The following is a 25,990-nucleotide window of genomic DNA, read 5'->3' on the forward strand; positions in this document are numbered from 1 at the left end:
GTATTTTGACGTTGAATGAAAAGCGCCCCGCAGCGATGACCGCTGCGGGGCGTTTGTGGTGAGGCGGGCGGCTTACTTGCGCACAGGGATGGCCGTGGCCCGGTCCACAGGTACGGCGGTGAGGCTGTTTTGCGGCGAGCCATCGATGAGCTTTTCGGAATACGTCAGGTACACCAGCGTGTTGCGCGGGGCATCCACCATGCGCACGATGCGCAGGCGCTTGAACAAGATGGACATGCGTTCGCTGAACACTTCTTCTTGCTTCTTGAGCGGCTCGGGGATGCTGATGGGCCCCACCTGGCGGCAGGCGATGGACGCCTCGGCACGGTCTTCGGCCAGGCCCAGTGTGCCCTTGATGCCGCCGATGCGCGCCCGCGATACGTAGCAGGTCACGCCCTGCACGCCGGGGTCGTCATAGGCCTCCACGATGATGTCGTGGTCGCGGCCGATCCACTGGAAGGCAGTGTCCACCGTGCCAATCTTCTCGCCCGATGCGGCCAGGGCCACCCCCGGCAGGGCGGCTCCCAGCAGGGCCAGGGCCGCCAGCGTGTGGCACGCCATGCGGCGGGCGGACGTGGGCGCCATCATGCGGCAGGCCCTGCTTCGGTGCAGCGCTGCGCCAGATGGGCCAGCGCTTCCTCCACCTGGTCCACCAGCACCAGGCACAGGTCGCCCGGTTGCAGGCGGGCCAGTGCAAAGTCAATGGCCACAAACTCGCCCCGGATTTCTTCGACATGCTTGGTGCGGCTGGCGCCCGCCAGGCCTTCGCGCAGCAGCGCCATCACCTCGCCGTCGCCCCGGCCGCGCTGGGCCGCGTCCTGGTACAGGATCACTTCGTCGAAGGCGGCGCCCAGGATCACGGTTTGCGCACGGATGTCCTCATCGCGGCGGTCACCCGCCCCGCTGATGACGACGCTGCGGCGGTTGCCGGGCAGGGCGTCCACAGCCTGCACCAGGGCGCGCATGGCGTCGGGGTTGTGGCCGTAGTCGGCAATCACGGTGGCGCCGTGGTAGTCCATCACGTTGAAGCGGCCCGGGGCGTTGTCGCTGTCGTTCACAAAGCCCGACAGGCCGCGCCGAATGGTCTGCCAGGGCACGCCCGCAGCCCAGGCTGCAGCCACGGAAGCCATGACGTTCTCGACCTGAAAGCCAATGCGGCCGTTGCGAGTGATGGGTACATCACGCAGGTGGATGGACTCGCGCCACGAGCCTTCGGATGCCACGACCGAGTCACCGTCCACATACACGGTGCGGTGGCCTTGCGCACGGTGCGTGGCCATCACGGGGTGGTGGCGGTCCAGCGCAAAGTAGATCACCTTGCCGGGGCACGCCGATGCCATGGCCGCCACGATGGGGTCGGTGGCGTTGAGCACGGCATAGCCCGTGGGGGCCACGTTCTGCACGATCACGCGCTTGAGCACCGCCAGGTCTTCCACCGTGGTGATGTAGTTCATGCCCAGGTGGTCGCCTTCGCCAATGTTGGTCACCACGGCCACTTGGCAGCGGTCAAAGCCCAGGCCTTCGCGCAGGATGCCGCCACGGGCGGTCTCGAACACGGCGGCGTCCACCTCGGGGTGCAGCAGCACGTTGCGGGCGCTCTTGGGGCCGCTGCAATCGCCGCTGTCGATCTGGCGGCCGTTCACGTACACGCCGTCGGTGTTGGTCATGCCCACGCGCAGGCCCTGGGCCGTGAACAGGTGCGCAATCAGGCGTGCGGTGGTGGTCTTGCCGTTGGTGCCGGTCACGGCCACGGTGGGAATGCGGCCGTCGTCGCCATGGGCGTAGAGGCGGTCCACCATGGCCTGGCCCACGTTGCGGGGTTTGCCGTAGCTGGGGGCCAGGTGCATGCGCAGGCCGGGGGCGGCGTTCACTTCCACAAAGCCGCCGCCTTGCTCTTCCAGCGGGCGCAGCACGGTTTCGGCCACCATGTCTACGCCGCAAATGTGCAGGCCCACCATCTGGGCGGCCGCAATGGCGCGGGCGGCCACGTCGGGGTGCACGTCGTCGGTCACATCGGTGGCGGTGCCGCCGGTGGACAGGTTGGCGTTGTTGCGCAGGATGACGCGCTGGCCCTTGGCGGGCACCGAGTCGGGGGTCAGGTCTTGCATGGCAAGGCGGGCCACGGCAATGTCGTCCAGGCGGATCTTGGTGAGCGAGGTGGCATGGCCCTCGCCACGGCGGGGGTCCTGGTTCACCACTTCCACCAATTGGCGCACCGTGTGCTGGCCGTCACCCAGCACCTGGGGCGGCTCGCGGCGTGCGGCGGCCACCAGTTGGTCGCCGACCACCAGCAGGCGGAAGTCGTGGCCGGGCAAAAAGCGCTCGACCATCACGGTGCCGTAGTCGGCGGCGTTTTTGTAGGCTTCTTCCAGCTGGGCGCGGTCGGTGATGTTCACCGTCACACCCTTGCCCTGGTTGCCGTCTTGCGGTTTGACCACCACGGGCAGGCCGACCTTGAGGGCCACTTCCCAGGCTTCCTCCACGGTTTCGACGGGTTTGCCCAGAGGAACGGGCACGCCCGCAGCGTGCAGCAGGCGCTTGGTCAGGTCTTTGTCCTGGCCAATGGATTCGGCCACGGCGCTGGTCGAATCGACCTCGGCGGCCTGGATGCGGCGCTGCTTGGAGCCCCAGCCAAACTGCACCAGGCTGCCGCGCGTGAGGCGGCGGTAGGGAATGCCACGGGCCACTGCGGCTTCGACGATGGAGCCCGTGCTGGGGCCCAGGCGCTCGTCTTCGTCCAGCTCGCGCAGGTCGGCCACGGCCTTTTCGGCGTCAAAGCTGCCGTTGCCCAGCGCTGCCTGGATGAGTTGTTGTGCGTCTTCAAACGCCTTGCGGCCCACGGCTTCTTCGCTGTATTCGACGACCACCTGGTACACGCCCACATCGGTGGTGGCGGTGGTGCGGGCGAACGTCACAGGGCAACCGGCCTGCGCCTGCAAGGCCAGGGCCGCGGTTTGCAGCACATGCGCCAGCGAGATGTCGCTGTCGCCGCCTTCGGGGTGCAGTACCCCGATGGCAGGGAACAGGGCGCGCAGGCGCGCTTCAAAACCGGCGATCTTGCCAATGGCGCGTTCGGTCTCGCTGCAGGTCACCACGGCCTCAATGGCCATGTGGCGGCTCCAGAGATTGGGGCCGCGCAGGGCCCGGGTGCGGGTTACGTCCATGAATTTTTCTCTCTATGTTCCGTCAGTGTGCGGTGCTGTGCGCTGTGCACTCTGGTGTCATCGCGTGCAACAAGAAGGGGGTGTCTGCCAAGGTGGCTCTGTGCGGCTCAGTGGGTGCCCAGGGTCGTCACAGACGCAGGGCGGGGGCTCACCGGGGCTTGCAGCTCGGGCTCGAAGGTCTTGATGCCTGCGCCGATCAAGTCGGGGGCAATGTCCAGCGCCCAGGCTGCGCCAATGGCGGCCAGCAAGGCGTCGGTGTTGGGCACCACGGCGTTGCGGCCAAAGGTCAACTCGCCCAGGGTGCCCAGCACATGTTCAGCGCTGCCCGTGGCCAGCACCACACGGCCGTTCTTCACCAGCACGGCGCGGCCGTTGTCCTTGGCGCGGTGTTCCACGATGGCTGGCAAATCGGGGTTCTGTGCATACAGCACCACAGCGCCATCGCACAGCGGGGCGAGGGCTGCCACCTGGTCGATCGCGGCGTTGAGTACGGCGGCGCCGTCGTCCAGCACCACATCCACCTGGGTGCGCAGCACCTTGGTCATCTGGTCTTGCTCGTGCACATCGAATTCGGCCAGCGCGCCCAGGCCGTCCATGTCGGTCACCACGCCCACCTTGCAGCGGTCGTAGGCCAGGCCATCGCGCAAGATGGTGCGGGCATCGCTTTCGATCACAGCGGCTTGCACCATCTGGTTCATCAGCAGGCGGTGGGCGGCTTCCCAGTGGGCGCTGTCGGCAGACTCCACACGGCGGCGGTCCAGGAACAGGCCATCGCGGCACGCTAGGCCGGTGTGGTGGCCACCCAGGTGCAGCAGCCATGCCACCACGCGGGCAATGGTGGCCGTCTCGCGGGTGCCGGCCACGCCGACCACGGGGATGCGGCCTGCCGTGCCTTCCTGGTGCTCTTCGGAAGGGAACAGGTGCTCTGCAATCGCCTGCCCCACGGGGCGGGGGGCGCCCACGGCGGGCTTCAGGTGCATCAGCAGGCCAGGGCCTGCGTTCACTTCCACAATCGCGCCACCCTGGGTGTGCAGGGGCTTGGAGATGTCCTTGGCCACCATGTCGATGCCAGCGATATCGAGGCCCACCACCTTGGCGGCGAGCTGGGCAATGTAGGCGACCTCGGGGTGCACGTCATCGGTGCAGTCCACCGCCACGTTGCCGTTGCGCTGCACCACCACCTGGCGGCCTGCTGCGGGTACGGAGTCGGCGTCCAAGTCCTGGCGCTTGAGTTCAAGCAGCACTTTGGTGTCGGTGGCCAGATCAATGATTTCGAGCGGGTACTCTTCCTCGTAGCCCCGGCGTGGGTCGGAGTTAAGCTGGGTGTCGATGAGTTCCTTGACGGTGGAGCGGCCATTGCCGGTGATGCTGACCACCTCGCCCCGTGCCGCTGCCACGACCTTGCCACCCACCACCAGGATGCGGTGCTCGTCGCCAGGAATGAAGCTCTCCACCATCACGTCGCTGCCCTCGGGGTAAGCCACGTGGTAGGCCGCTTCGATGTCTTCTTTCTTGCGCAGGTCCAGCGTCACGCCCCGGCCATGGTTGCCGTCAGATGGTTTGACGACCACGGGCAGGCCGATGTCTTGGGCGGCTTCCCAGGCTTCTTCGGGGCTGTTGACCACCTGGCCTTCCGGAATCGGCACGCCGCAGGCCTTGAGCAGGCTCTTGGTGAGGTCTTTGTCACTGGCGATGCCTTCGGCGATGGCGCTGGTGCGCTCGGTCTCGGCCGTCCAGATGCGGCGCTGGCTGGCGCCGTAGCCCAGTTGCACCAGGTTGCCATCGTTCAGGCGGATGTGGGGGATGCCCCTGTCGGTGGCGGCCGTGACGATGCAGGCGGTGCTGGGGCCAAGGTACTGGTCGTCCACCTCGGTGCGCACGCGGGCCACGGCGGCTTGCACATCAAAGGGTTCGTCGTTGATGGCGGCCATGATGAGTGCATGGCCCTGGGCCAGCGCCACACGCGCCACGCTCTCGTCGCGGGCACGGAAGACCATGCGGTACACGCCGCGCACTGAGGTGCTGCGGGTTTGGCCAAAGCCGGTGGGCATGCCCGCCAGGTTCAGCAGTTCAATGACGATGTGCTCGAGCACGTGGCCGCACCAGGTGCCTTCTTGCAGGCGCTGCAAAAAGCCGCCGCGCTCGCCCACGCCACAGTGGTGCTCGATCAGGGCGGGCAGCCAGGCGGTCAGGCGTTCGTTGAAACCAGGCAGTGCGTTGGAGGGATGGTCTTCCAGAACCCCGAGGTCCAGCCAGACTTCCAGCACGGGGCGGTAGGTCCAGATATTGGGGCCACGCAGGTAGTTGATGCGAAGCAGTTGGATGTCGTCGATTTTTGCCATGGATCGGAGCGGTTCAGAGACACCGGACGGGCCGGACAGGGTTGCAATTGTGCGCCCGGTTGGGCTGGAAATTGGCGGGAAGAGGAGATGTAAGTGTCAGCTTTCGTAGGAGGGCCGTGTTTCGGTCAAAATTCCCGCATCTGCACAGGCTGCAGTTTTGGACTGTGGACTGCTGAAAAACAAAGAATATGCAACATCACCATTCTGTAGACGCCTCGGGTGTCTTTTCTGGCCCTTTGGGGGCCGATTTGCGGGCCATGCTCGCGCCCCAAGAAAACGTGTTGGCTACGTTACAGGTTGACCTGAGCGTGGATTTGCGCTTTGCCAAGGGCTGGGTGGTCGTGACCGCCAACCGCCTGATGGCTTGCGATGCGGGCTCCACCACCTGGCAAACCTGGGCTGTGGGAGAGGGGCTGTCGCTGAAGATGCAAGACCACGGTGGCGTGGGCACGCTGGAGCTGCACAGCCCTGAAAAGCGCCTGGCGTTCTGGCGATTCACCCTGGGCAACCACCCGCAGGCGCTGCGCCTGGTGCAGCGGTTTGAGCAGCAACGGGCGTATGCGGCGGATCCTGCGAGCGCCGCGCAAGAGGCTGACGACCCCGCCTGCCCCATCTGCCATACCCCGCTGCCGCCCGACACCGAAGAGTGCCCGGCTTGCGCACGCGCCCAACCCCCGCAAACGTCCACCTGGGTGCTGCTGCGCCTGTGGCGTTTTGCGCGGCCCTACCGCAAGCAATTGGCGGCAGGCTTTGCGCTGACGATGGCGTCCACGGCTGCGACCTTGGTGCCGCCGTACCTCACCATCCCGCTGATGGACGACATCCTGATTCCCTACCAAAACGGTCAGAAAATCGATCCAACATTGGTGATGGTGTACTTGGGCGGGCTGCTGCTGGCGGCGCTGGCGGCCTGGGGCTTGTCTTGGGCGCGCACCTACATCCTGGCGCTGGTGTCTGAGCGCATTGGCGCTGACCTGCGCACCACCACGTACGAGCACCTGCTGCGCCTGTCGCTCGACTACTTTGGCGGCAAACGCACGGGCGACCTGATGGCCCGGATCGGTTCGGAGACGGACCGCATCAACGTGTTCCTGTCGCTGCATGCGCTGGATTTCGTGACCGACGTGCTCATGATTTGCATGACGGCGGCCATCCTGTTCTCCATCAACCCCTGGCTGGCGCTGGTCACGTTGGTGCCGCTGCCGTTCATTGGCTGGATGATCCACACCGTGCGCGACCGCTTGCGCACCGGCTTTGAGAAGATCGACCGCGTGTGGTCTGAAGTGACCAATGTGCTGGCAGACACCATTCCCGGCATCCGCGTGGTGAAGGCCTTTGCACAAGAAAAGCGCGAAGCCCAGCGCTTTCGCGATGCCAACCAGCACAACCTGGAAGTCAACGACAAGCTCAACAAGACCTGGAGTCTTTTCACCCCCACCGTTTCGCTGCTCACTGAAATCGGCTTGCTGGTGGTGTGGGCCTTTGGCATCTGGCTGGTATCGCACAACCAGATCACGGTGGGTGTGCTCACCGCGTTCATTGCCTACATCGGGCGCTTCTATGGTCGGCTGGATTCGATGAGCCGCATCGTGTCCGTGACGCAAAAGGCTGCCGCGGGCGCCAAGCGCATTTTTGACATCCTCGACCACGTCAGCAACGTGCCTGACCCGGCCCAGCCGGTGAAGGTGGACAAGGTAGAGGGCTCCATCACCATGCAGGGCGTGGGCTTTCGCTATGGAAGCCGTGCCGTTATCAAGGGGTTGGACCTGGAAATCCGCGCGGGCGAAATGATCGGCCTGGTGGGCCACAGCGGCTCGGGCAAGAGCACGCTGGTCAATCTGATCAACCGCTTCTACGACGTGAGCGATGGCTCCATCCAGGTCGATGGCATCGATATCCGCCGCTTTGCGGTGGCGGACTACCGCCGCCACATCGGCCTGGTGCTGCAGGAGCCGTTCCTGTTCTTTGGCACCATCGCTGAGAACATTGCCTACGGCAAGCCCCACGCCACGCGCGAAGAAATCGTGGCGGCCGCGCGTGCTGCCCATGCCCATGAATTCATCCTGCGCCTGCCGCATGGCTACGACTCGCTGGTGGGTGAGCGCGGCCAGGGCCTGTCGGGCGGTGAGCGCCAGCGCATCTCGATTGCCCGTGCGCTGCTGATCGACCCCCGCATCCTGATTCTGGACGAAGCCACCTCGGCAGTGGACACGGAAACCGAGAAGGAAATCCAGAAGGCGCTCGATAACCTGGTGCAAGGCCGCACCACCATTGCCATTGCCCACCGCCTGTCCACCCTGCGCAAGGCGGACCGCCTGGTGGTCATGGACCGTGGCGAGGTGGTGGAAGTGGGCCCGCACGACGAGCTGATGGAAAAGCAGGGCGCTTACTGGCGCCTGTATGAAGCCCAGGCCCGCCGAGCCGAAGAGGACGCCCAGGCTGCTGGCGTGATCATTGACAGCAGCTTGTTGCACCCCGCCCACCCTGCGGGCAACCCTTGAGACAGAAGAAGAATCATGACTGCTCAGACCACTTCCCCTGTCTCCTCATCCACCGGTTTTTCGGGGCAATTGCACCGCAACCCCCATGGCCGCTTGGTGCTCACCCTGCCCGACGGCACAGCACATGAGGGTGTGGTGCCCGTGCGCGCGTTCCCCATTGCTGCGCCCCATGAAGGCTTGTCCCTGGTGGGCGCAGATGGGCATGAACTGCAATGGATCGATCGACTGGACACCTTGCCAGCCCCCAGCGCCAATTGCTTGAAGAAGAATTGGCAGTTCGGGAGTTTGTGCCTACTATCGAAAAAATCATTGCGGTGTCTAGCTTCTCAACCCCCAGCATCTGGGATGTGCAGACCGACCGAGGCGCTGCCCGGTTGGTGCTCAAGGCCGAAGAAGACATTCGCCGCCTGGCGGGCCGTACCCGGCTTTTGATTGCGGCGGGCGAGGGGGGGCAGTTCAAGGTGCCCGACACCACGGCGCTGGACAAGCATTCGCGCAAGTTGCTGGAGCGCTTTTTGTAAGCGGCGATGGTCTGGGTGGCGGGTAGTTTCTAGGGGTAAACCCTAGATTTGGTCCAATTGGCAAAAAAGGCCTTAATTTGCCCTTCTTTTTGCCGAAATGAAGTACGAAGAAGGTGGCAGAGCCACCGCATGTTTTCACTTCACCACGGGCCACTGCCATGCAAATGCCACCTGTCGACCGATCGCCGAGTTGGCGTCCTCAGGGCGCTGATTTGTATTCCACTGGCGCCTCCGGCGCCCCTGCGGTGCGTCCCATCAACGCACCCAATCCCGTCGAGTCTGCGGACCGACTGGGCGAGGGGGCGACCGTGCGAGAGCCTGACAAGCCGTCTGCCACCGACACCCAGAACCGCGACTGGACCGAAGTCAAGAAGAAGGAAACGGTGGAGGAGCCGCCTGAGCCGCCCAAAGAGCCTATCTACAAGCAGCTGCTGGAGTTGATCCAGTCCATGTGGCGCGCCAGCGGTAGCGCCGTGGAGGTGGCGCAGGACATCAACAAGATGACCCAGCAAGAGCGGCTGGCCCAGCAAGTCAAGCAAGAAGAGCTGACTTACTCCGACCCCAAGATCAAGCGCACGGCCGGGCTCTGACCGAGGCCTGGGGCTCTGCTGGGCCCGTGTTTTATTCCGCCTTGGCGCCTGCGCCTGCGCCTGCGCTGGCGCTTTCAGCGGGCGTTGCTTGTTCCGGTGCCTGGCTGTGCGAAGGCTGGGCCGCCTGGGCCGCTTTCTGGCGATCGCGCTCTGCACGGTATTTGGCGGCAAAGGCGCGCACTTCCTCGTACGAAACGTAGTTGTCGTGGTCGGTGTCGGCCTCGTCAAACGCTGCCGACAGGCGGGGGAACAGCTTGACCTCGGTGCGGCTGAGCTTGCCGTCGCCATTGAAATCCAGCATCTTGAACTCGCGCATGGCCTTTTGCTCGCCCTTGCTGGGGGCTGCGTTGGCGGTGCTGGTTTCTGTCGGGGCGGGCGCTGGGCTTTGGGCCAGCGCCAGGCTGCACGCCAGGGCGGTGCAGCAGGCCAGCAGGGTTTTCAGAAAAGACATGGGCGTGCTCCTGGGTGGTTCGGGGGATGGCTGCGGGCAGGTGGGCGTCATCAGGGCCCTGCAGACCCAGACCCCATCGCTGCTCCCGTTGGGTCGTCAGGGCAGCTTGGGACTTGGCAACGCATTTGCAAGCGTGTGAGTCCGCTGGCTCACCAAAGGTTGCAGTTCTTCACCGCCGTTTACCGTGACGGTATGGGCGCCCGCATCGCCAGGGCCCGGTTAGTCCGGGGTGCTTGGCGCGCTGGAATGGGCCGGGATGTTGGCGATGCCGCTGCTCACATGGCCCGATGGCACATGCTGCGCTGCCGAGTTGACGTGCCCCGTCTGGTCGTCAAAGAAGAAGTCAGGCTCAAATTCGCGCAGGAAGGGGCCTTTTTCGAGGCCACCCAGAAACATGGCCTCGTCCACCGCCAGGTTCCACTTCATCAGGGTGTTGATGGCACGCTCATGGGCTGGGGCGCTGCGGGCCGTGACCAGTGCAATGCGCAGGCGCATGCCCGAGGCACCCGCTTGCTGTTGCAGCTGGTGCAGGGCGGCCAGCAGGGGCTTGAATGGGCCACCAGACAGCGGCAGGGCCGCCTTGCTGATTTCATGCGTCTGGAAGGCCGCCAGCCCTTCGGCCTGGTACACGCGCTCGGCTTCGTCCGAGAACAGCACCGCATCGCCGTCAAACGCAATCCGCAGCTCGTTGGGGTAGTCCACCCCGGCGGCCACCGATTCGGTCAGCACCCGCGCCGCAGGGAAGCCCAGCGCCAAAGCGGCGTTCACGTCTTTCTCGTTGGCCGACAAAAACAGGTGCGCGCCCAGCGGCCGCAGGTAGCGGAAGGGGTCGCGCCCCTGGGTGAACACCCCGCGCTCCAGCGGCAGCCCGGCTTCTTTGGCTGAGCGAAAAATGCGCAGCGCACTCACTGGGTCGTTGCGCGAGAGGATGACCACCTCCACCCGCCGCGCCTGGGGCGTGTTGAAGGCCAGCAGTTTGCGCACCAGCTGAAACGCCACGCCGGGCTTGGCGGGCACCTCCAGGCGCGCTTGCTGCAGCTCCATGTAGGCCCGCGGGTCCAGCGGGTCAAAGACGCGGTTTTCTTCTTCAAAGTCAAACAGCGCGCGTGACGAGATCGCCACCACCAGTTTGTCGTCCAGCGTTACGGCCATGGTGTGGGTTCCGGAGGGGCTTTATTTCACAAACTTGTTCAGCTCGATGATGGGCTGCATCACCGCCAGCACGATGGTCATCACGATCAGGCCCATGCTCACGATGAGCAGCGGCTCCAGGATGGTGGCCAGTTGCAGCGAGCGCCGCTGCACTTCGGTCGAAATTTGCGTGGCGGCGCGCTGCAGCATCAAGGGCAGTTGCCCCGTCTGCTCGCCCAGGCGGGCAAACATGGACACCAGCCCCGGAAAGCGCTTCTTCTGTGCCAGGGCCGATGCCAGCGGGGCGCCTTCGCGCACCAGCACCAGCGCATCCAGCGCATCGGCGCGCATGGCGCGGTTGTTCAGTGTTTCGGCGGCGGCCTGCAGCGCCTTCAGGATGGGCACGCCCGCGCCTGCCAGCATGGCCAGCGTGCCGGCAAAGCGGGCCGCGTTGTAGCCGCGTGCCAGCTTGCCCACCACGGGCAGGTTCAGCCAGGCGGCGTCAAACTTTTCACGAAAAGACTCGAAAGTCAGCGCCCAGCGAGCGCCAGCAGCTATCAAAATGAGAGTTATCAGCATCAGCAAGCCATAGTGGCGGACCAAGTCGCTGATGGTCAGCATCATCACCGTGAGAAACGGCAGCGCCCGCTTGGTGCCTGCAAACACGCTGGCCACCTGGGGCACCACATAGCCCACCAAAAACAGCACGATGACGATGGCCACCACCGTCACGATGGCCGGGTACAGCGCCGCGCCGATGAGCTTGGCCTTGAGCGCCTGGCGGTCTTCCAGGTCATCGGCCAGGCGCTCGAGCACCATGCCCAGGTCGCCACTGTGCTCGCCTGCGCCAATCACGGCGCAGTAGATGTCTGAAAACTCGCGCGGGTGCTGCCCCAGCGCCCGGGCAAAGGTCGAGCCCGCATTCACCTCGGCGCGCAGCGCCGCCACCAGGTGGCTTTGCCGGTCGTCGTCGGCTTCTTCGCTCAACGCGGTGAGCGCTCGCTCCAGCGGCAAGCCCGAAGACACCAGCCCGGCCAACTGCCGGGTCCAGATCGCCAGCGCCGTGGCACCAAACACCGGGCGGGTGAACAGGCGCTGCCCCAGCGCGCTGCTGCCCCCTGCGGTGTTTTGTCCTGTTTGCACCAGCTCCACCGACATGGGCACCAGCCCCTGGGCGCGCAGCATGCCGCGTGCGGACTTGGCGGTGTCGGCCTCCAGCAGGCCTTTGCGGGTCTGGCCCTGGGCGTCCAGGGCTTCAAATGAAAAAGCGGGCATGTATCGGGTGGCAAGCGGTGTCGGGTTGCAAAGTGGGCAGGGCAGGGTGCTGCGCCGCCCACGATGGTAGCCGCTTGGTGTGAACCAAGGGCGGCCCAGGGCCCCAGCGTTTATTGATATCTTTTCTGATGGTCGCACAATGCCTCTGCGCCTGCGGCACGGGGCGGCAGGCCATGTCAGTCAAACACCAGGGAGTGAAGCATGCTCAAAACCAAAGTGGGACTTGTGACCGGGGCTTCTTCAGGCATTGGCCGCGCCATTGCACTGCAGTGGGCGCGCGAGGGCGCCAAGGTGGTGGTGTCCGATGTGAACACCGCTGCGGGCGAGGAGACTGCGGCGCTGGTGCGCGCCCAAGGGGGCGATGCGCTGTTTGTGGCCGCCGATGTGGGCAGCGCCGCTGACAGCGAAGCCCTGGTGCAGCGCACCGTGGCGCACTATGGGCGGCTGGACCTGGCCTGCAACAACGCCGGTATTGGCGGCCCGCAGGCCCTCACGGCCGACTACCCCCTGGACGGCTGGGCGCAAGTCATCAACATCAACCTCTCGGGCGTGTTCTACGGCATGAAGTACCAGATCGCGGCCATGCTGCAGAGCGGGGGCGGCGCCATCGTCAACATGGCGTCCATTCTGGGTGCTGTGGGGTTTGCCACGGCACCGGCCTACACGGCCGCCAAGCACGGGGTGGTGGGCTTGACCCAGGCCGCCGCGCTGGAGTACAGCGCCCAGGGCGTGCGCATCAATGCCGTGGGCCCGGCCTTTATCCACACCCCCATGATCAGCGGGCTGGAGGCCAACGCCGCCGTGCAGGCCATGCTCGTGGCCTCGCACCCCATCGGCAGGCTGGGCCAGCCCGAGGAGGTGGCCGAGTTGGTGACCTGGCTGGCGTCGGACAAAGCCTCGTTCGTTACAGGGGCGTATTACCCCGTCGATGGCGGCTATCTGGCGCGGTGATGCGTGCAGAGGGCCCCTAGGCTCAGGCCAGTGCGGTGGGCTCGCTCGCCATATCGGCGAGTGCCTGCGCGGCAATGTCCAGCGAACGCAAGCGCAGTGCCGGGTCGTACACATCGCACACCAGGATCAGCTCGTCGGCCCCTGTGTCCTGCACCAGCCGGGCCAAGCCCTCGCGCACGGTGTCGGGCCCGCCGATCACGGCGGCCGCCAGAAAGTCGCCAATCGCCGCACGCTCTTGCGGCTGCAGCCTGGCCGCAAATCCCTCGATGGGGGGCTGCAGGCTGATGCGGCTACCCGTCAGGATGCCCAGCACGCGCTGGTAGGTGCTGCTGGCCAGGTACTCGGCCTCGTCGTCGGTGGGGGCCGCAATCAACGGCACGCCAATCGCCACATGGGGCTTGGGCCAGGCGGCCGACGGGCGGTACAGGTTGCGGTACAGGTCAATCGCCTGGTGCAAAAAGCGCGGCGCAAAGTGCGATGCAAAGGCATACGGCAAACCCCGCTCGGCCGCCAGCTGGGCAGAGAACAGGCTGGAGCCCAGCAGCCAGATGGGCACATTGGTGCCCGCCCCGGGCGTGGCCACCAGCCGCTGGCCGGGTTCGGCCGGGCCCAGCAGGCGCTGCAGTTCGGCCACGTCTTGCGGAAAGTCGTCGGCCGTCTCTACCCGGCTGCGGCGCAGGGCGCGCATGGTGGTGGGGTCGGTGCCAGGGGCGCGGCCCAGGCCCAGGTCGATGCGGCCGGGGTACAGCTCGGCCAGCGTGCCAAAGGCCTCGGCCACCACCAAGGGGGCGTGGTTGGGCAGCATCACCCCGCCCGAACCCACGCGGATGCGCGAGGTGCCCCCCGCAATGTGCCCCACCAGCACGGCCGTGGCCGAGCTGGCAATGCCCGCCATGTTGTGGTGCTCTGCCAGCCAGTAGCGGGTAAAGCCCAGCGTCTCGGCATGCTGGGCGGTGCGCAGCGCAATCTTCAGGGCCTCTGCCACCGTGCCGCCTTCGCGCACGGCGACCAGATCAAGCATCGAAAGGGCGGGGCGGCGCAGAGTGGGGGCAAGTGCAGTGGTCATGCCTTCATTGTCTGCTGCTGCCAGCGTGGCTGCTGGGCGCGGGCGCTAGCCGCTGTCCGCAGCGGGGTTGCTGCGGCACGGGGCGAACGGGAGTGCATTTTTTTGATAGCCAAAACACAGGTTGCGATACAAAATGTTTCACGGAGGTGTATTTGCCATTCGCGGTGTACCTCTCTCCCGTTCATCAACCAAGGCAAAGCATGGGCTTTTTCAGCCGTTTTTTCAAAATCCGCGAGCAAGACCCAGACAGTGCAGAGACCACCTGGGCCTTGGAGGACAACGGCAGCGAGCTGGTGCTGGACCCCGAGTACGCCGCCACCCTGATGACCGAGCTGGACCTGGACGCCGCCATCACCAGCCATGAGGCCTGGCGCATGCAACTGGACGACCTGGTGCACGGCCGCTCCCCCGAAGTCCCGCAGATTGACCCCACCTGCCAGGCCGACCGCTGCGATCTGGGACGCTGGCTGGGCGGCACCGGGCGTCTGCGGCTGGGCCACTACCCGGCGTTTGACATGCTGGTGGCCCGCCACCAGTACTTTCACCAGCAAGCCGCCGCTGCGATCGACCTGGCCCAGGCTGGCGACGGGACCAAGGCGCAGCACTTGTTCAACACCAGTTGCCGCCATGCATCCAACCAGGTGCTGTTGCTGCTCAAAGAACTCAAGCGCGGCCTGGGACGCTGAACCGCCAGGGGCATTGCCTGCCAGGGCTGGGCGGTAGCCCGGCAGGTTGCTGTTTTTTGCTCATTTATTGATAGCTGCCTGCGCTTCATTGGTGGGCGCTAGGGCTTATTTAGCAATGGAACCCTGTAGCGTTGCAGGGGCCGATGCGCTCAACGGGTTCTGAAACCCTCGCGCCGCATCCTCGCGCAAGCCATTGCAGGCGGGGTCAAACGCTCTTTGAACGGGTTCTTACATTTGCAGACACACGGCTCCCCGGAAACAGGGTGCCGTATGGCTATATTTCGGCGCACTTGCTTCGGTTGGTCGGTGCGCTCGGAGCCATCTTCACGGCGCGCCCCGCGCTGACCGCGGCCTGCCAGCAGCACCTCCTGCTGCGTGCCGCAAACTCTGAGCCGGCGCTCAGTGGTCGGTGCCAATCCACTCCCTGTGAACCCCATGACTCTTCTGCAAAAAGTATTCGGCATCGATTTCAACCCCGCCGATGGGGGTGCCTACTTGTTTCGGCACCTTGGCATGCCTGGTGGAAAAGCCATAGTGGATGGCTCCCAAAAAGCGGTGCTGGAAGCCCATATCCGCAAAGCCTCGACCCTGACGGTGTGGCTGCTTGTGGTGAGCTTTATGTTGCTGGTGCTGGGCAAGCTGGCAGACAACGGGTGGCTGCTTTTGCCGCCGGTTTTGCTTTTGTTTGCGCTGATTGCCTGGCACTTTCGGTCGGTTCAGCGCATCGCGTTGTCGGCCCATGCGGGCGCTACTCTAGCGCCTGTCAGCACTCCAAAACCCACCGATGCCCAGGTCGTAGCTGCGCGCAAGGTGATGTTGGGCTTTGCTCTTGTTTGTGTGGCCCTGTCTGCATTGGGGGCCAGTGCAGCCCTGCTGTCACAGCGCAGCTTTTACGTGGTGGCGGGCTCGGTGGGGTGCGGGCTGTCTCTGCTGCTGGCCCTTGTGTTTGCGTGGGCGTGGATGAACGCCCGGCCCTCTGCCTGACATTGGGTCGCCGTGGTTTGCGGCGGCCCGGGCTGTTGGCTGCCGACGCGCATTGCGGCCTCTGTCGGTGTCATCACGGCCCAGTCGGGCCAACGTTTGAGCGGAGCCTTAGTAACTCCGCCCGCCCTTGTACATCGCGTGCTGGCGCCGGTTCAGCGTAGCGGCTTCGCCCAGGCGGCCCATGGCGGCGCCTGCGTGGGCGTGGGTGATGGCCATGCCCAGGCCGTCGGCCGCGTCGGTGCCGGGCAGGCCGGGCAGGCTCAGCAGACGCCGCACCATCTCCTGCACCTGGCTTTTGGCCGCGCGGCCATGGCCCACCACGGCTTTTTTCATCTGCAGCGCGGTGTATTCGGCCACGGGCAAGTTGCTGGCCACCAGGGCCGTGATGGCCGCGCCCCGCGCCTGGCCGAGCAGCAGGGTGGACTGTGGGTTGACGTTGACGAACACGATTTCGACCGAGGCCACATCGGGCTCGTAGCGGGCGGCCACCTCGGTAATGCCGTCAAACAGAATCTTGAGCCGCCCAGGCAAGTCGCCCAGCGCCAAGGTGGTGGTGCGGATGGTGCCGCTGGCCACATAGCTGAGCTTGTGGCCATCCATGTCCACCACGCCAAAGCCGGTGGTCTGCAGGCCGGGGTCAATCCCTAAGATGCGCATTTGCTATTGAATTTGTAGCTGCTAGCGCTTATTCAATAAGCGCTAGAGGCCAATTTTGTTTAAAGCCCGAAGTACCAGCGTGCCGAGTGGAAGAACACGGGGGCGGCAAAGCACAGCGAGTCCACCCGGTCCAGCAGCCCCCCCGCGCCGGTGACCGACATGCCCTGCATGCCCCAACTGGTCACGCCCCGGTCGCGTTTGAGCGCCTTCATCACCAAATGCCCCAGGCTGCCAGCAAAGCACGCCAGCAGCGCCATGCCCAGCGCCTGCCCAGGCTTAAATGGCGTGATGAACGACAGCAGCCCGCCCGCCAGCCCGCCAGCGGCCACACCGGCCAGCCAGCTCGCCCACTGAAAGCTCTGGCTTACCTGTGGCGCCACCGGCTTGTGCGGAAAGCGCCGACCCAGCAGATGCTGCACCAGCATGCAGGTTTGCACCACAAACACCAGGAAGAAAACGAGGAAGGCACCCTTTTCGCGGTAGCCAGGAAAGTCCAAAAGCAGCAGCGCTGGCACATGGCTCATGCCATACACGCAGACCATGATGCCCCACTGCAGCTTGGCGTTGCGCTCCAGAAAACGCTCAGGGTCGTTGGCCAGCGCGCTCACCACTGGCAGCGCCAAAAACACGTACACCGGGATGAACACCGTGAACAGGTCAAACATCTTGCTGCCCACAATGGTGAACTGCAGCGGTAGCACCACAAAGAACGCCAGCACCAGGCTGCGGTGGTCGCCACGCCGCGTGGGCGAGAGCGTGATGAACTCGCGCAGCGCGAAGAACCCCACGATGGCAAACAGCACCGTGGCCACCGTATCGCCCAGCGCCCAGCCAATCCAGAACACCGTTGCCATCATCCACGAGGTTTTGATCAGGCCCCAGAAGCGCTTGGCTTCCTGCATGCGCGCATCGGCCAACGGGTCGTCACTGGCGTGCTCGCGCAGCGTTCTGGCAAAGCCCCACAGAGTGGCCAGCGAGAGCACGCCAAACATGACGATGAACAAGGCACCGATCTGCTGCGAGGGGGTGAGGTTGCGCAAAAAACTATTCATTGGGTCACACCTCGCGCAGGGCCATCACCGCGCGGCGGGCGCGGTCGAGAAACGGGCGGCGCTCTTCGCCAGACTCCAGCGCAATCGGTGCGCCAAACGTCACCGAGCACAGGATGGGCACAGGCACTACCTCGCCCTTGGGCATCACCCGCTGCACGTTGTTGATCCATGCAGGCACCAGCACCACGTTCGGGAACATCTGCGCCAGCTTGAACAGGCCGGACTTGAACGGCTGGGGCTCATCGCCATGACCGCGCGTGCCTTCCGGGAAGATCACGATCGAATCCCCACTCTCCAGCGCGCGCACCAGCGGGGCGAGCGGGTCGCCCTCGGGCAGCGCGGCGCGCAATTCCTCGGGGCTTGGCTCACGGGGCGGCGCATCGGGCGCCGGGTCGGGGCCGCCAGCGGCGGCTGTCTCTGCCTCGGTGCTGGCCGGTGGCACGGCCAACGCTGCAGTGGCCTGCGCGGCATCGGCCACAGCGGGGGCCGCAGGGGCGGCTGAAGACGCGGCGGCTGCGCCGGGCGTGCGTGCCGGGCTGGCTTGCCGGTCCACATACACCGCGTTGAACACCGCCGTGGTGATCCACTGCTTGAACGGCGTCTTGGTCCAATAGTCCTTGGCCGCAATCGGGCGGGTAATGCTGCGCAACTCCTCCGGCAGCGCCGCCCAGATCAGCACCATGTCGGCATGGCTTTGGTGGTTGGCAAAGTAGATGCGCTGCTCCGCCTTGGGCGGGCACCCGTACCAACGCGCCTGGGACCCGGTGAGGAAACGCACCACGCCCAGCAAAAGGAAACTCATTAACTTGGCAAGCATGGCGGGGATGATACGGGGGTGCAGGCCAGCGACGCGGCGATGGCTGTGGGCAGTTCGCATTGCCAGGGATCTTCCTGGCATCTCACTTGTTCTGTGCCAAATCAACCGATGCTTCTGCTTGCTGTCGCAACCGGCTCAGCGGGCTATTCAAAGCACGTCGATTCTGACCAGGTTGTGGTTTACAGGCCCCTGGGGTTGCGTGATGCAGACGCCAGGGTACCTATTGATGTTTTGCAAGAGTTTAGGGTTCATTGGCTCGGTGTAAAACACCGCTTTCACGTAGACCAATTCATCAGGTTTGATCACCGTTTCCAGCAGATGGGCCATGTGCGCCCTCATGTGATCTTCCGTGCTGTGCGGGGTGAACTCAACGGAGCCATCCATGCGAAATATGACCAGATTGATCTTGAACTGGAACCCATCAATCTGTTTCGATGGGAGGCTCCCTACCCAGCATCCATCTATGTGCGGGTTCTCGCTGATCGCGTCGCGAAATAGGGTACGCGCCGTGGCACAAAGTGGTTCTAGTGGCTCGTTGGACTTCACCCGGTTTCGTAGACATATTTCAACTTCCGTTTCGAAGTTGTTCGAATGCCAGCGGACTCAGTTGGTCTAGGTGACTGTGCCGACGGATTCGATTGTAAAAACCTTCGATGTAGTCAAACACATCTGACTTGGCGTCTTGCCTGGTGGCATAGATATGGCGTTTGATTCTCTCCTTCTTCAAGCTGCTGAAGAAGGACTCTGCTACCGCGTTGTCCCAACAGTTTCCACGTCGGCTCATGCTTGGCACCAATTGGTTGTCCTTGCACCAGCGGGCGAAGTCGTCACTGCCAAACTGACTTCCTTGGTCGGAATGGATCATCACTGGACCCGTTGGGCGCCTGCGCCACACTGCCATCGTGAGCGCATCCAACACCAACTCTGTAGCCATGCTGGAGTTCATCGCCCAGCCGACCACCATGCGCGAGTACAGGTCAATTACGGCCGTTAGGTACAACCAGCCCTCATGGGTTCGGATATAGGTAATGTCGGTGACCCACACTTGGTTCGGTAGCGTGACCGTGAACTCACGTTGCAACCGGTTCGGTGCGGCAGTCGCAGGAAGACCGACTCGGTAGCGTGGCCGCTTGTAACCACGCACTGAGCGCAGTTGGGCCTGGCGCATCAGGCGTGCTACACGTTTTTGACCGCACGCCATACCGTCCTCTCGCAAGTCCCGCAGGATGCGTGGGCTTCCATAAATCCCGTGGCTGTCGTCAAAGGATTGCCGAATGCTTGCCAGCAAGACATCGTCGGCTAAGGCGCGTTTGGACTTTGGATTGGCCTTCCAAGCGTAATAGCCACTGCGCTGTACGCGCAGAACGCGGCACATGCTGCTGAGCCGGAACTGGCCTTTATGTTCGGCCATGAATGCGTACTTCACCCGGACAGCTTGGCAAAGTACGTTGCGGCCTTTTTTAGGATGTCGCGCTCCTCATTGGCCCTTTTGAGCTCCGCTTTGAGCCGGGATACCTCGGCCTTGAGCTGGCTTGTCTCTGCCCCCCCTGCGCTCGATTGCTCTTTGGCAAGCCGCACCCACAGGTACAGGCTTTTGTCCGACATGCCCAATCGCTTGGCTACATCCACTACCCCATGACCACGCTCGGTCACCTGTTTGACGGCTTCTGCCTTGAACTCAGCCGGGTATCGCACTCTCTTCATTTCTCACTCTCCAGTTCAATTTCGACCTTGATAGGTGTCTATTGAACCGGGTGAAGTCCAGCCAGCGCATGCGGTAGTGATCGAAGCACCACGAATGCTGGTGTTTATTGATCCATGACGTTTGGTAGTCGCGAAAGATGGACGCCCAGCTATCCGGGAAGGCTTCTACGCCAGCGCAGACGCTATTCCACTGCGGTGGCTCTATCGCGACGCAGAGGTGGTCGGCCCGCTGCTGGAGGCGCGGGTGGGTGTCGTACAGGCTCAGTGGGCGTGTTTTGGCGGTTGTCAGCGTGGATGCAAAGGACTCCTCTGCATAAAACTGCACCTTCGTGAGAATCATCTCAAGAATGTTTTGGGGTGGAGTGTCGGACTGCAGCTTCCATTGCACCCAATCTTTTTGCATTGCATGGTGCTGGATGTGCTCGTGCAGTTCCATCTTCACCAGAGCATCGATCAAGCACTTGGCCAGGCCGGCGCGTTTGGCGCAGTCGTCGGCTTCGTATTCGCATTGGTGCGACCATGCTGAGGACTGGCGCAGGAAAGCAGGAATGAACCTTCGGGCTGCGAGCTTTTGCAGCGACTGAATAAATCCGTCCTGTTCTGATCTGCGGCTCAGCAGAAAAATGCTCCACTTGTATCGGACCCGGTAAATCCATTGGCCCACCCGGTTGTGCTGACGAGAGAAGTGCCCCAGTTCATGGGCCACAACGGACTTGACTTCGTCGCTGCTCAGGTACTGCAGCAGTGGCAGCCCTATGCGCAGCGTTTTCCGTGCCCCGAACCCCAAAAAGCCGGGTGATACATAGGCCGATGCGTTCAATTCTTCGGTCAAAACGATGTGGTGGATCTTGCATTGGCCCACTGTCTTCGAAAGCTCAGTGACCCAGCGGTGAAGCACACTCCCTGGTGCTACGGCGATGGCATCGCGGTCATCAATGGGGTCTGGCCGATTGGCCCACAGCACGACCAAGAACAGCGTTGCTCCCGCCAGTGGCGCTGGCTTGGGCGAGTAAAAGACGGCGCAAAGCCAGGTGATCACCGCAGCAGGAACTAGTGCCAAGATGTAGTAAATGCTCTCTACAAAAATGCACAAAACCAAAAGTCTGAATTTTTGAAATATTGAAAACTGCATAGCGTTTCTGAGGGGTGCCGGTGGGCATGCCGAATGGGCTGTGCTGACTGGTGAGGATTGGAGCAGACCGCTGCGACTGGGCGGCTCGGCGCTTTCACAGATCGTGAGCAGATTGGGCGCTGTGAAACTGTGGATTTTGGGGCGTTCCGCACGGCTCGGGCGGTGCTTACCCCCAGATGCGGTACGCCCAGAACGCCTCTTCACGCAGGATGCCGTCATACAGCGCCTGCGGCGTAAAGCCGGTGATGCGGCGCGTGACACGGCACAGGTGCGACTGGTCGGCATAGCCTGCCCCAGCTGCTACCTCGGCCCATGACACGCTGCCTTGGTCGACATGGGCGGTCAGCGCATCAAAAAAGGCCTGCTCTGACTTGCCCATGCCGCGCAGCTCCCGCAGGGGCAGCCCAGCCCAGCGCTTGATGCGCCGCTCTAGCTGGCGCAGGCTGCGGCCGGGGGCGGACAGTGCCGCGCGTTGGGCCAGGTGGTTGGCCCAGTCGGTGTAGCGGTGTGCACTGTGCAGGGTGGTGGGTCTGCAAGCCTGCCAGCGGGGCTCCAAAAAGTCTTCCAGGCAAGCCAGGCGGCTGGCGCTGTCGGGCTGTGATTGCACGGCTTCCAGCAGGGGGTGCCAGTCAGGCGGCAATGCGGCCTGGGCATCGACAAAGCGGTTGGTCAGGGCTTCGGGCTCCAGCCCTGTCAGCTGGTGCAGGGCATCGGGCAGCAGCAACACCATCATGCCTTCGGTGGGGTCAGGGCACCAGCTTGTGCTGGGCGCCGTCTGTGGGCCACTGAGCACCCAGCGGCCGGGCAACGGAGCGCGCTCGCAGTCCAGTGTGGCCGCCGTGCCTGGGTTGCGCGGGACCAGCGTCTCGCCTTGACCCTCAAACCACCAGCTCAGGCTGCACAGGGGCGAGGCCGGGAAGTGGTTGAGCCGCTGCGCGTCGGTGAGCTCATACCCCATGGTGCTGCGCACCATGGCGGCGCGCAGGCAAGAGGTGAGCGAGGCCCTGGGCAGCCAGAGTTGGCCTGAAGGGATCAACCCGGGCGGGTGGTCTGCAGATAAAGGTGCCAAGGTGGCCATGGCCGCGGAGTGTACCCAGGAACCCTCTGCACAAATCACCGCGTCGTTTGCATCTGGGGTCTCGGGCGGTCTGCGGTGTTGCAAATACTCGCATAGCGATGGCGATGGCTGCGCTTTGCAGCCCGTCCCGATCCGCAGCGCACACTTGGCCAGCGCGATTCGTGCAGAGGATCCCTGGCCTCAGGTGTCGTATTCGTTCAATACGCGCAGCACCGGGTGACACACCATGCGGGGCATGAACACCTCCGTACACGCATCCCCCTCCGTCCAGACCGGGCTGAACTCTGCCACCGCTGCCATGGCGGCGGTGGCCGACCCAGCCGATGTTCCTCGCCCCTTGCAGCTCAGTGGCCCGCGCAGCCCCTGGTGGGGCCTGCCCCTGCTGCGTGACATGCGTGCCGACTACCTGGGCTTTGTCACGCGCCTGCACCAGCAGCACGGCGACCTGACCCGCATGCGCCTGGGCTACGAGGACGCGTGGGACCTGATGCACCCCGATCTGGTGCGCGAGGCGCTCATCACCCATGCCGACCAGCTGATCCGATGGGAGCGGGGCATTGAGGTGTTTGAACAGGTGTTTGGCCAAAGCGTGCTGGTGACCGAGGGTGCCACCTGGCAGCGCCAGCGCCGCATGCTCATGCCCGCCTTCACCCCCAAGCGCGTGGCCGGCTACGCGCAGCTCATGACCGATGCCGCCCGCCGTGCACTCGACGCTGCCGTGCCAGCGGGCCAGGGGCGCGCGCTGGTGCCGGTGGACGCGCTGTGGACGGATGTGGCCATGGACGTGATCTTGCGCACGCTGTTCAGCGAGTCGGCCCAGGCCGATGCACGCGATGCCGCCTGGGCCACGCAGACGCTGTCGGAGGCGGCCTTCCGGGAAATGTTCATGCCCTTCACACTGCCCGACTGGCTGCCTCTGCCGGGCAAAGCCGACAAGCGCCGGGCCCTGCGGGCGCTGAAGGGGCTGGTGCAGCGGCACATTGACGCCCGCCAGAGCGAAGCCCCTGTGGCCGACGGGGCCTCGGGTAAGCCCGAGCGCAGCGACTTGCTGCACATGCTGCTGGCGCTGCGCGACGAAAGCACGGGCGAAACCCTGTCGCCCCAGGAGGTTCTGGACCAGTGCCTGGTCACCTTCCAGGCTGGGCACGAGACCAGTGCCACCACCTTGCTGTGGTGGACGACGCTGATGGCCCAGCACCCCGAAGCCGCTGAGCGCGCGCGGGCCGAGGTGGACGCGGTGCTGCAAGGCGGTGTGCCCGGCCCAGAGCACCTGGCCCAATTACCTTGGCTGGGCGCCACTCTCAAGGAGGCCTTGCGTCTGTACCCGCCCATTGCTGCGCTGATGAACCGCCGCACCACCGCCCCCATCACCCTGGGCGGAGTGGCCGTGCCGCAGGGCGCCCTGCTGCGCATCACCCCTTGGGTGCTGCACCGCGATGCGCGCTGGTTTGCGCAGCCCGAGCAGTTCCAGCCCGAGCGCTTTCTGGACGGTGCACCGCCCGTCCCCAAGGGCGCGTGGATCCCTTTCGGCCTGGGGCCGCGCGTGTGCATTGGCCAGCACTTTGCGATGCTGGAGATGACGCTGCTGGCGGCCATGCTGCTGCAGCGGTACACGGTGCGCTGGCCTGATGCCGCACCGGCTTGCGCGCCCCGCTTGAACGTGACGCTGCGGCCTGAGGAGCGGGTGTTTGTCTGGCTAGAGCGCAGGGGCTGATCTTGGGTGGCGCATAGACACGGCTTATGTTGGTATTGCCCGCGTTGATCTTCCCGCTGGTCTTGGTGCTTGCCTTGCAGAAGCTGTACCAAATCCCCAAACAGCTTTGGCGGGCGGAACTCCACTTTTGCCCACAGCGGCGCGGCTGTTGGGTGATGGCCTGCGGCGTTGCCTACCTGGCTTTGTTGGGCTGCACCCTCAGGCTCGGCTTTGTGCTGGTGCAGGCGGGGTGGGCCTCAGACGAGCCCTTGTCTGCCTTTTTGGCGGTACTGGGCTGGGTGGCCGCCTATCCGTGCGTCTATGTGGGCGCGGCGTGGGCTTTCTATCATGGCCTGAAACCTCGGCCTGGGGTGGTGGGCTGAGCGATGCAGGGCTACCTCGGACAAGGTTCTACGGCAGCTCCGCACTCCCCATCCGCCCCAGAATCGTCCGCGTGCGCCCTGCCAGGTAGGCCGAGCCGGGCGTTTTCTCAAACCGCTTGGGCGCGGGCAGCATCACGGCCAGGCGGGCGGCGTCGGTGGGGGTGAGCTGGGCAGCGTTTTTGCGAAAGTAGTGCTGCGCGGCGGCCTCAGCGCCGAACACGCCTTCGCCCCATTCCACGTTGTTCAGGTAGATCTCCAGGATGCGCTCTTTGCTCAGCAGCTGCTCCAGCAGCAGGGTCAGCACAAACTCCTGGCCTTTGCGCAGCAGGGTGCGCTCGCCCGACAGCAGCAGGTTTTTGGCCAACTGCTGGGTGATGGTGGAGCCGCCACGGATTTTGGGGGCGCGCACGGGGCGGTCGGGGGTGCGGTTTTGGGCTTTGGCCACTTGGGCTTCGGCCTTGGCGTTGCGTTCCCAGGCTTTTTCGATGGCGGTCCAGTCCACGCCTTCGTGGTTCACAAAGCCGTCGTCTTCCGAGGCAATGACGGCGCGCTTGAGGTGGTCGGAAATTTTGGCGTAGGGCACCCACTGCTGGCGCCAGGGGATGCTGCCTTTGCTGCTCAGCAGCGTCCAGGCTTCAGACCGCTCGAAGGTGGTGGACTCGGGGTTGACCACCGCCATGGCCGCAATGCGCAGCACAAAGAACAGTTGCAGGGCCACCAGTGCGATCAGCACCAGGCCCAGCCAGCGGGCCAGTGCCTTCATGGTTGCATGGCTCCAAAAGTGGGGCGCTGCTGATGGCTCTCCTTGAACCGTTCACGCTGAGCTGGTCGACGCGCCGCGCAAGGCTCGGGCAGGCTCAGCCCGAACGGTCTATCCAGTTCATGCAAGTTCATGGCGATTCATGGCTCAGGCGGTCTGGCGCATTTCTTCCAGCACCTGGGCGGCGGGCGGGCGCACCCCGCGCCAAATGGCAAAGGCCTCGGCGGCTTGCTCTACCAGCATGCCCAGGCCGTCGCGTGCCGTGGCGCCGTGGGCGCTGGCCCAGTCCATGAAGCCTTGTGCGGCAGGGCCGTACATCATGTCGTAGGCCAGGCTGCCAGGGCGCAGCACGCTGGCGGCCACAGGCACTGCTTCACCGCTCAGGCTGCTGGCCGTGGCGTTAATGATGACATCAAAATCACCCTCTACCGCTTGTGGTGTAATCGCTAGCAGCTCTGCTTTTTGTAGCAATGCCAGTGCGCCATGCGATGCCACCAGCGCCTCGGCCTTGGCCACGGTGCGGTTGGCAATGGTGATGTGGCGTGCCCCAGCGTGCAGCAGGGGGCCCAGCACGCCTGCGGCGGCGCCACCCGCGCCCACCAGCAACACGCGGGCACCTTGCAGGGGCACACCGGCGTTGCGGGTGATGTCGGCCACCAGGCCCAGGCCGTCGGTGTTGTCTGCATGGACGCTGCCGTCGGCCTGAAAGCTCAGCGTGTTGGCCGCGCCTGCCAGGTGCACGCGTTCGCTGCACACGGCGGCGAGTTGGGGGGCTTCAAACTTGAACGGCACGGTGACGTTGCAGCCGCGCCCACCCTGGGCGGCGAAGTTGCGCACGAATTGCGCGAAGCCGTCCAGCGGCACCAGGCAGCGCTCGTAGTGGATGGCTTGGCCCGTCAGCTCGGCAAAGCGGGCGTGGATGGCGGGCGAGCGGCTGTGGGCGACGGGGTTGCCCATCACGCAGTACAGGTCGGCGGGGAGCGGCGAAGTGGTCATGGGAACAACAAGGGCTGCATGCTGGGGGCGGGGCAGAGGCTGAGGGTTTCTCTGCC

General features: G+C 64.5%; 23 protein-coding genes and 1 pseudogene. 9 read left to right on the forward strand and 15 right to left on the reverse strand.

The features are described 5' to 3' along the window. Positions 1-72: 72 nt before the first annotated feature. The 3 genes from EAG14_RS04245 to cphA (EAG14_RS04255) all read right to left on the reverse strand — a co-directional run bounded on the left by EAG14_RS04245 (position 73) and on the right by cphA (EAG14_RS04255) (position 5,506). A complete protein-coding gene (locus tag EAG14_RS04245) occupies positions 73-588 on the reverse strand; it encodes a CreA family protein (RefSeq protein WP_240456933.1) in 516 nt (171 codons plus the stop codon). Next, entirely contained in the window at positions 585-3,164 is a 2,580-nt protein-coding gene (gene cphA / locus EAG14_RS04250) for a cyanophycin synthetase (RefSeq protein ID WP_099741918.1), read from the reverse strand. The genes EAG14_RS04245 and cphA (EAG14_RS04250) overlap by 4 nt, the downstream gene beginning before the upstream one ends. A 107-nt stretch (positions 3,165-3,271) precedes the next feature. Continuing rightward, a complete protein-coding gene (gene cphA / locus EAG14_RS04255) occupies positions 3,272-5,506 on the reverse strand; it encodes a cyanophycin synthetase (RefSeq protein WP_099741917.1) in 2,235 nt (744 codons plus the stop codon). Between the two features lie 188 nt (positions 5,507-5,694). Between cphA (EAG14_RS04255) and EAG14_RS04260 the strand changes: the two genes are divergently transcribed. From EAG14_RS04260 to EAG14_RS04270, 3 genes and pseudogenes are all read left to right on the forward strand, one after another. Beyond that, a complete protein-coding gene (locus EAG14_RS04260; protein WP_099656498.1) occupies positions 5,695-8,007 on the forward strand; it encodes an ABC transporter ATP-binding protein in 2,313 nt (770 codons plus the stop codon). Positions 8,008-8,022: 15 nt separating this feature from the next. Then, positions 8,023-8,528 (forward strand): annotated as a pseudogene (locus EAG14_RS04265) (DUF1854 domain-containing protein). Positions 8,529-8,686: 158 nt separating this feature from the next. Beyond that, a complete protein-coding gene (locus EAG14_RS04270) occupies positions 8,687-9,118 on the forward strand; it encodes a hypothetical protein (protein WP_099656496.1) in 432 nt (143 codons plus the stop codon). Between the two features lie 31 nt (positions 9,119-9,149). On the opposite strand, the gene EAG14_RS04275 is transcribed toward EAG14_RS04270, so the two are convergent. The 3 genes from EAG14_RS04275 to gspF all read right to left on the reverse strand — a co-directional run bounded on the left by EAG14_RS04275 (position 9,150) and on the right by gspF (position 11,975). Then, positions 9,150-9,569: an EF-hand domain-containing protein gene (locus tag EAG14_RS04275; RefSeq protein WP_121728159.1), complete on the reverse strand. Its 420-nt coding sequence runs from the start codon at positions 9,567-9,569 to the stop codon at positions 9,150-9,152. Between the two features lie 219 nt (positions 9,570-9,788). Continuing rightward, positions 9,789-10,721, reverse strand: coding sequence for a 5'-nucleotidase (locus EAG14_RS04280; protein ID WP_121728160.1), 933 nt, complete (start codon positions 10,719-10,721; stop codon positions 9,789-9,791). A 21-nt stretch (positions 10,722-10,742) separates the two neighbouring features. Continuing rightward, positions 10,743-11,975, reverse strand: a complete 1,233-nt coding sequence (gspF, locus tag EAG14_RS04285) for a type II secretion system inner membrane protein GspF (protein WP_121728161.1) — start codon at positions 11,973-11,975, stop codon at positions 10,743-10,745. A 201-nt stretch (positions 11,976-12,176) separates the two neighbouring features. Here gspF and EAG14_RS04290 point away from each other — a divergent pair, with 201 nt between their 5' ends. Then, the gene (locus EAG14_RS04290; RefSeq protein WP_121728162.1) at positions 12,177-12,926 is read left to right on the forward strand and encodes an SDR family oxidoreductase; all 750 of its coding nucleotides are present in this window, start codon (positions 12,177-12,179) and stop codon (positions 12,924-12,926) included. A gap of 22 nt (positions 12,927-12,948) precedes the next feature. On the opposite strand, the gene EAG14_RS04295 is transcribed toward EAG14_RS04290, so the two are convergent. Beyond that, positions 12,949-13,992 carry an LLM class flavin-dependent oxidoreductase gene (locus tag EAG14_RS04295; protein ID WP_199173438.1) on the reverse strand — a complete coding sequence of 348 codons (1,044 nt, stop codon included), beginning with the start codon at positions 13,990-13,992 and terminating at the stop codon, positions 12,949-12,951. Between the two features lie 200 nt (positions 13,993-14,192). On the opposite strand from EAG14_RS04295, the gene EAG14_RS04300 reads away from it, so the two are divergent. Together EAG14_RS04300 and EAG14_RS04305 are read left to right on the forward strand one after the other, a co-directional pair. Further along, a complete protein-coding gene (locus tag EAG14_RS04300) occupies positions 14,193-14,678 on the forward strand; it encodes a CZB domain-containing protein (protein ID WP_121728163.1) in 486 nt (161 codons plus the stop codon). A 435-nt stretch (positions 14,679-15,113) separates the two neighbouring features. Then, complete coding sequence (locus EAG14_RS04305; RefSeq protein ID WP_121728164.1) at positions 15,114-15,662, forward strand: hypothetical protein; 549 nt, start codon at positions 15,114-15,116, stop codon at positions 15,660-15,662. 108 nt (positions 15,663-15,770) lie between these two features. Here the strand turns inward: EAG14_RS04305 and ruvC are convergent, their stop codons facing one another. From ruvC to EAG14_RS04320, 3 genes are read right to left on the reverse strand one after another with little or no spacing between them, the layout of a single operon-like run. Next, positions 15,771-16,319 carry a crossover junction endodeoxyribonuclease RuvC gene (gene ruvC / locus EAG14_RS04310; protein WP_099656490.1) on the reverse strand — a complete coding sequence of 183 codons (549 nt, stop codon included), beginning with the start codon at positions 16,317-16,319 and terminating at the stop codon, positions 15,771-15,773. A gap of 59 nt (positions 16,320-16,378) precedes the next feature. Further along, on the reverse strand, positions 16,379-17,371 hold the full coding sequence (locus EAG14_RS04315) for a phosphatidate cytidylyltransferase (protein ID WP_121728165.1): 993 nt from the start codon (positions 17,369-17,371) through the stop codon (positions 16,379-16,381). A 4-nt stretch (positions 17,372-17,375) separates the two neighbouring features. Next, positions 17,376-18,188, reverse strand: coding sequence for a 1-acyl-sn-glycerol-3-phosphate acyltransferase (locus EAG14_RS04320; RefSeq protein ID WP_121728166.1), 813 nt, complete (start codon positions 18,186-18,188; stop codon positions 17,376-17,378). A 108-nt stretch (positions 18,189-18,296) separates the two neighbouring features. Here EAG14_RS04320 and EAG14_RS22650 point away from each other — a divergent pair, with 108 nt between their 5' ends. Next, entirely contained in the window at positions 18,297-18,686 is a 390-nt protein-coding gene (locus EAG14_RS22650; protein WP_162995907.1) for a hypothetical protein, read from the forward strand. Between the two features lie 67 nt (positions 18,687-18,753). On the opposite strand, the gene EAG14_RS04330 is transcribed toward EAG14_RS22650, so the two are convergent. From EAG14_RS04330 to EAG14_RS04340, 3 genes are all read right to left on the reverse strand, one after another. After that, a protein-coding gene (locus EAG14_RS04330; protein WP_371414366.1) for an IS3 family transposase occupies positions 18,754-19,892 on the reverse strand; the annotation gives its coding sequence in 2 pieces (ribosomal slippage) (positions 18,754-19,643 and positions 19,643-19,892; 1,140 coding nt in all). After that, positions 19,867-21,024 carry a M48 family metallopeptidase gene (locus tag EAG14_RS04335; RefSeq protein ID WP_162995908.1) on the reverse strand — a complete coding sequence of 386 codons (1,158 nt, stop codon included), beginning with the start codon at positions 21,022-21,024 and terminating at the stop codon, positions 19,867-19,869. The genes EAG14_RS04330 and EAG14_RS04335 overlap by 26 nt, the downstream gene beginning before the upstream one ends. A gap of 166 nt (positions 21,025-21,190) precedes the next feature. After that, positions 21,191-22,102 (reverse strand): helix-turn-helix domain-containing protein, encoded by a 912-nt coding sequence (locus EAG14_RS04340; RefSeq protein ID WP_121728170.1) that lies wholly within the window; start codon positions 22,100-22,102, stop codon positions 21,191-21,193. A 235-nt stretch (positions 22,103-22,337) separates the two neighbouring features. On the opposite strand from EAG14_RS04340, the gene EAG14_RS04345 reads away from it, so the two are divergent. Together EAG14_RS04345 and EAG14_RS04350 are read left to right on the forward strand one after the other, a co-directional pair. After that, on the forward strand, positions 22,338-23,816 hold the full coding sequence (locus EAG14_RS04345; protein ID WP_240456934.1) for a cytochrome P450: 1,479 nt from the start codon (positions 22,338-22,340) through the stop codon (positions 23,814-23,816). 26 nt (positions 23,817-23,842) lie between these two features. Then, positions 23,843-24,178: a hypothetical protein gene (locus EAG14_RS04350; RefSeq protein WP_121728171.1), complete on the forward strand. Its 336-nt coding sequence runs from the start codon at positions 23,843-23,845 to the stop codon at positions 24,176-24,178. A 28-nt stretch (positions 24,179-24,206) separates the two neighbouring features. Here the strand turns inward: EAG14_RS04350 and mtgA are convergent, their stop codons facing one another. Together mtgA and aroE are read right to left on the reverse strand one after the other, a co-directional pair. Then, positions 24,207-24,941, reverse strand: coding sequence for a monofunctional biosynthetic peptidoglycan transglycosylase (gene mtgA / locus EAG14_RS04355; protein WP_099656484.1), 735 nt, complete (start codon positions 24,939-24,941; stop codon positions 24,207-24,209). 144 nt (positions 24,942-25,085) lie between these two features. Next, positions 25,086-25,934, reverse strand: coding sequence for a shikimate dehydrogenase (gene aroE / locus EAG14_RS04360; protein ID WP_121728172.1), 849 nt, complete (start codon positions 25,932-25,934; stop codon positions 25,086-25,088). Positions 25,935-25,990: the final 56 nt, after the last annotated feature.

The sequence above is a fragment of the Acidovorax sp. 1608163 genome (assembly GCF_003669015.1).
Lineage (GTDB): Bacteria > Pseudomonadota > Gammaproteobacteria > Burkholderiales > Burkholderiaceae_C > Acidovorax.

Excerpts from the sequence above, each read along its gene's own strand:
- EAG14_RS04295 (WP_199173438.1), bottom strand. The coding sequence starts at position 13,992 with ATGACCACTGCACTTGCCCCCACTCTGCGCCGCCCCGCCCTTTCGATG.
- EAG14_RS04290 (WP_121728162.1), top strand. The coding sequence starts at position 12,177 with ATGCTCAAAACCAAAGTGGGACTTGTGACCGGGGCTTCTTCAGGCATT.
- mtgA (WP_099656484.1), bottom strand. The coding sequence starts at position 24,941 with ATGAAGGCACTGGCCCGCTGGCTGGGCCTGGTGCTGATCGCACTGGTG.
- EAG14_RS04320 (WP_121728166.1), bottom strand. The coding sequence starts at position 18,188 with ATGCTTGCCAAGTTAATGAGTTTCCTTTTGCTGGGCGTGGTGCGTTTC.
- EAG14_RS04300 (WP_121728163.1), top strand. The coding sequence starts at position 14,193 with ATGGGCTTTTTCAGCCGTTTTTTCAAAATCCGCGAGCAAGACCCAGAC.
- EAG14_RS04350 (WP_121728171.1), top strand. The coding sequence starts at position 23,843 with ATGTTGGTATTGCCCGCGTTGATCTTCCCGCTGGTCTTGGTGCTTGCC.
- EAG14_RS04315 (WP_121728165.1), bottom strand. The coding sequence starts at position 17,371 with ATGAATAGTTTTTTGCGCAACCTCACCCCCTCGCAGCAGATCGGTGCC.
- EAG14_RS04335 (WP_162995908.1), bottom strand. The coding sequence starts at position 21,024 with ATGCAGTTTTCAATATTTCAAAAATTCAGACTTTTGGTTTTGTGCATT.
- EAG14_RS22650 (WP_162995907.1), top strand. The coding sequence starts at position 18,297 with ATGCTTCTGCTTGCTGTCGCAACCGGCTCAGCGGGCTATTCAAAGCAC.
- EAG14_RS04245 (WP_240456933.1), bottom strand. The coding sequence starts at position 588 with ATGATGGCGCCCACGTCCGCCCGCCGCATGGCGTGCCACACGCTGGCG.
- gspF (WP_121728161.1), bottom strand. The coding sequence starts at position 11,975 with ATGCCCGCTTTTTCATTTGAAGCCCTGGACGCCCAGGGCCAGACCCGC.
- cphA (WP_099741918.1), bottom strand. The coding sequence starts at position 3,164 with ATGGACGTAACCCGCACCCGGGCCCTGCGCGGCCCCAATCTCTGGAGC.
- EAG14_RS04275 (WP_121728159.1), bottom strand. The coding sequence starts at position 9,569 with ATGTCTTTTCTGAAAACCCTGCTGGCCTGCTGCACCGCCCTGGCGTGC.
- EAG14_RS04340 (WP_121728170.1), bottom strand. The coding sequence starts at position 22,102 with ATGGCCACCTTGGCACCTTTATCTGCAGACCACCCGCCCGGGTTGATC.
- aroE (WP_121728172.1), bottom strand. The coding sequence starts at position 25,934 with ATGACCACTTCGCCGCTCCCCGCCGACCTGTACTGCGTGATGGGCAAC.
- EAG14_RS04270 (WP_099656496.1), top strand. The coding sequence starts at position 8,687 with ATGCAAATGCCACCTGTCGACCGATCGCCGAGTTGGCGTCCTCAGGGC.
- cphA (WP_099741917.1), bottom strand. The coding sequence starts at position 5,506 with ATGGCAAAAATCGACGACATCCAACTGCTTCGCATCAACTACCTGCGT.
- ruvC (WP_099656490.1), bottom strand. The coding sequence starts at position 16,319 with ATGCGCATCTTAGGGATTGACCCCGGCCTGCAGACCACCGGCTTTGGC.
- EAG14_RS04260 (WP_099656498.1), top strand. The coding sequence starts at position 5,695 with ATGCAACATCACCATTCTGTAGACGCCTCGGGTGTCTTTTCTGGCCCT.
- EAG14_RS04280 (WP_121728160.1), bottom strand. The coding sequence starts at position 10,721 with ATGGCCGTAACGCTGGACGACAAACTGGTGGTGGCGATCTCGTCACGC.
- EAG14_RS04305 (WP_121728164.1), top strand. The coding sequence starts at position 15,114 with ATGACTCTTCTGCAAAAAGTATTCGGCATCGATTTCAACCCCGCCGAT.
- EAG14_RS04345 (WP_240456934.1), top strand. The coding sequence starts at position 22,338 with ATGAACACCTCCGTACACGCATCCCCCTCCGTCCAGACCGGGCTGAAC.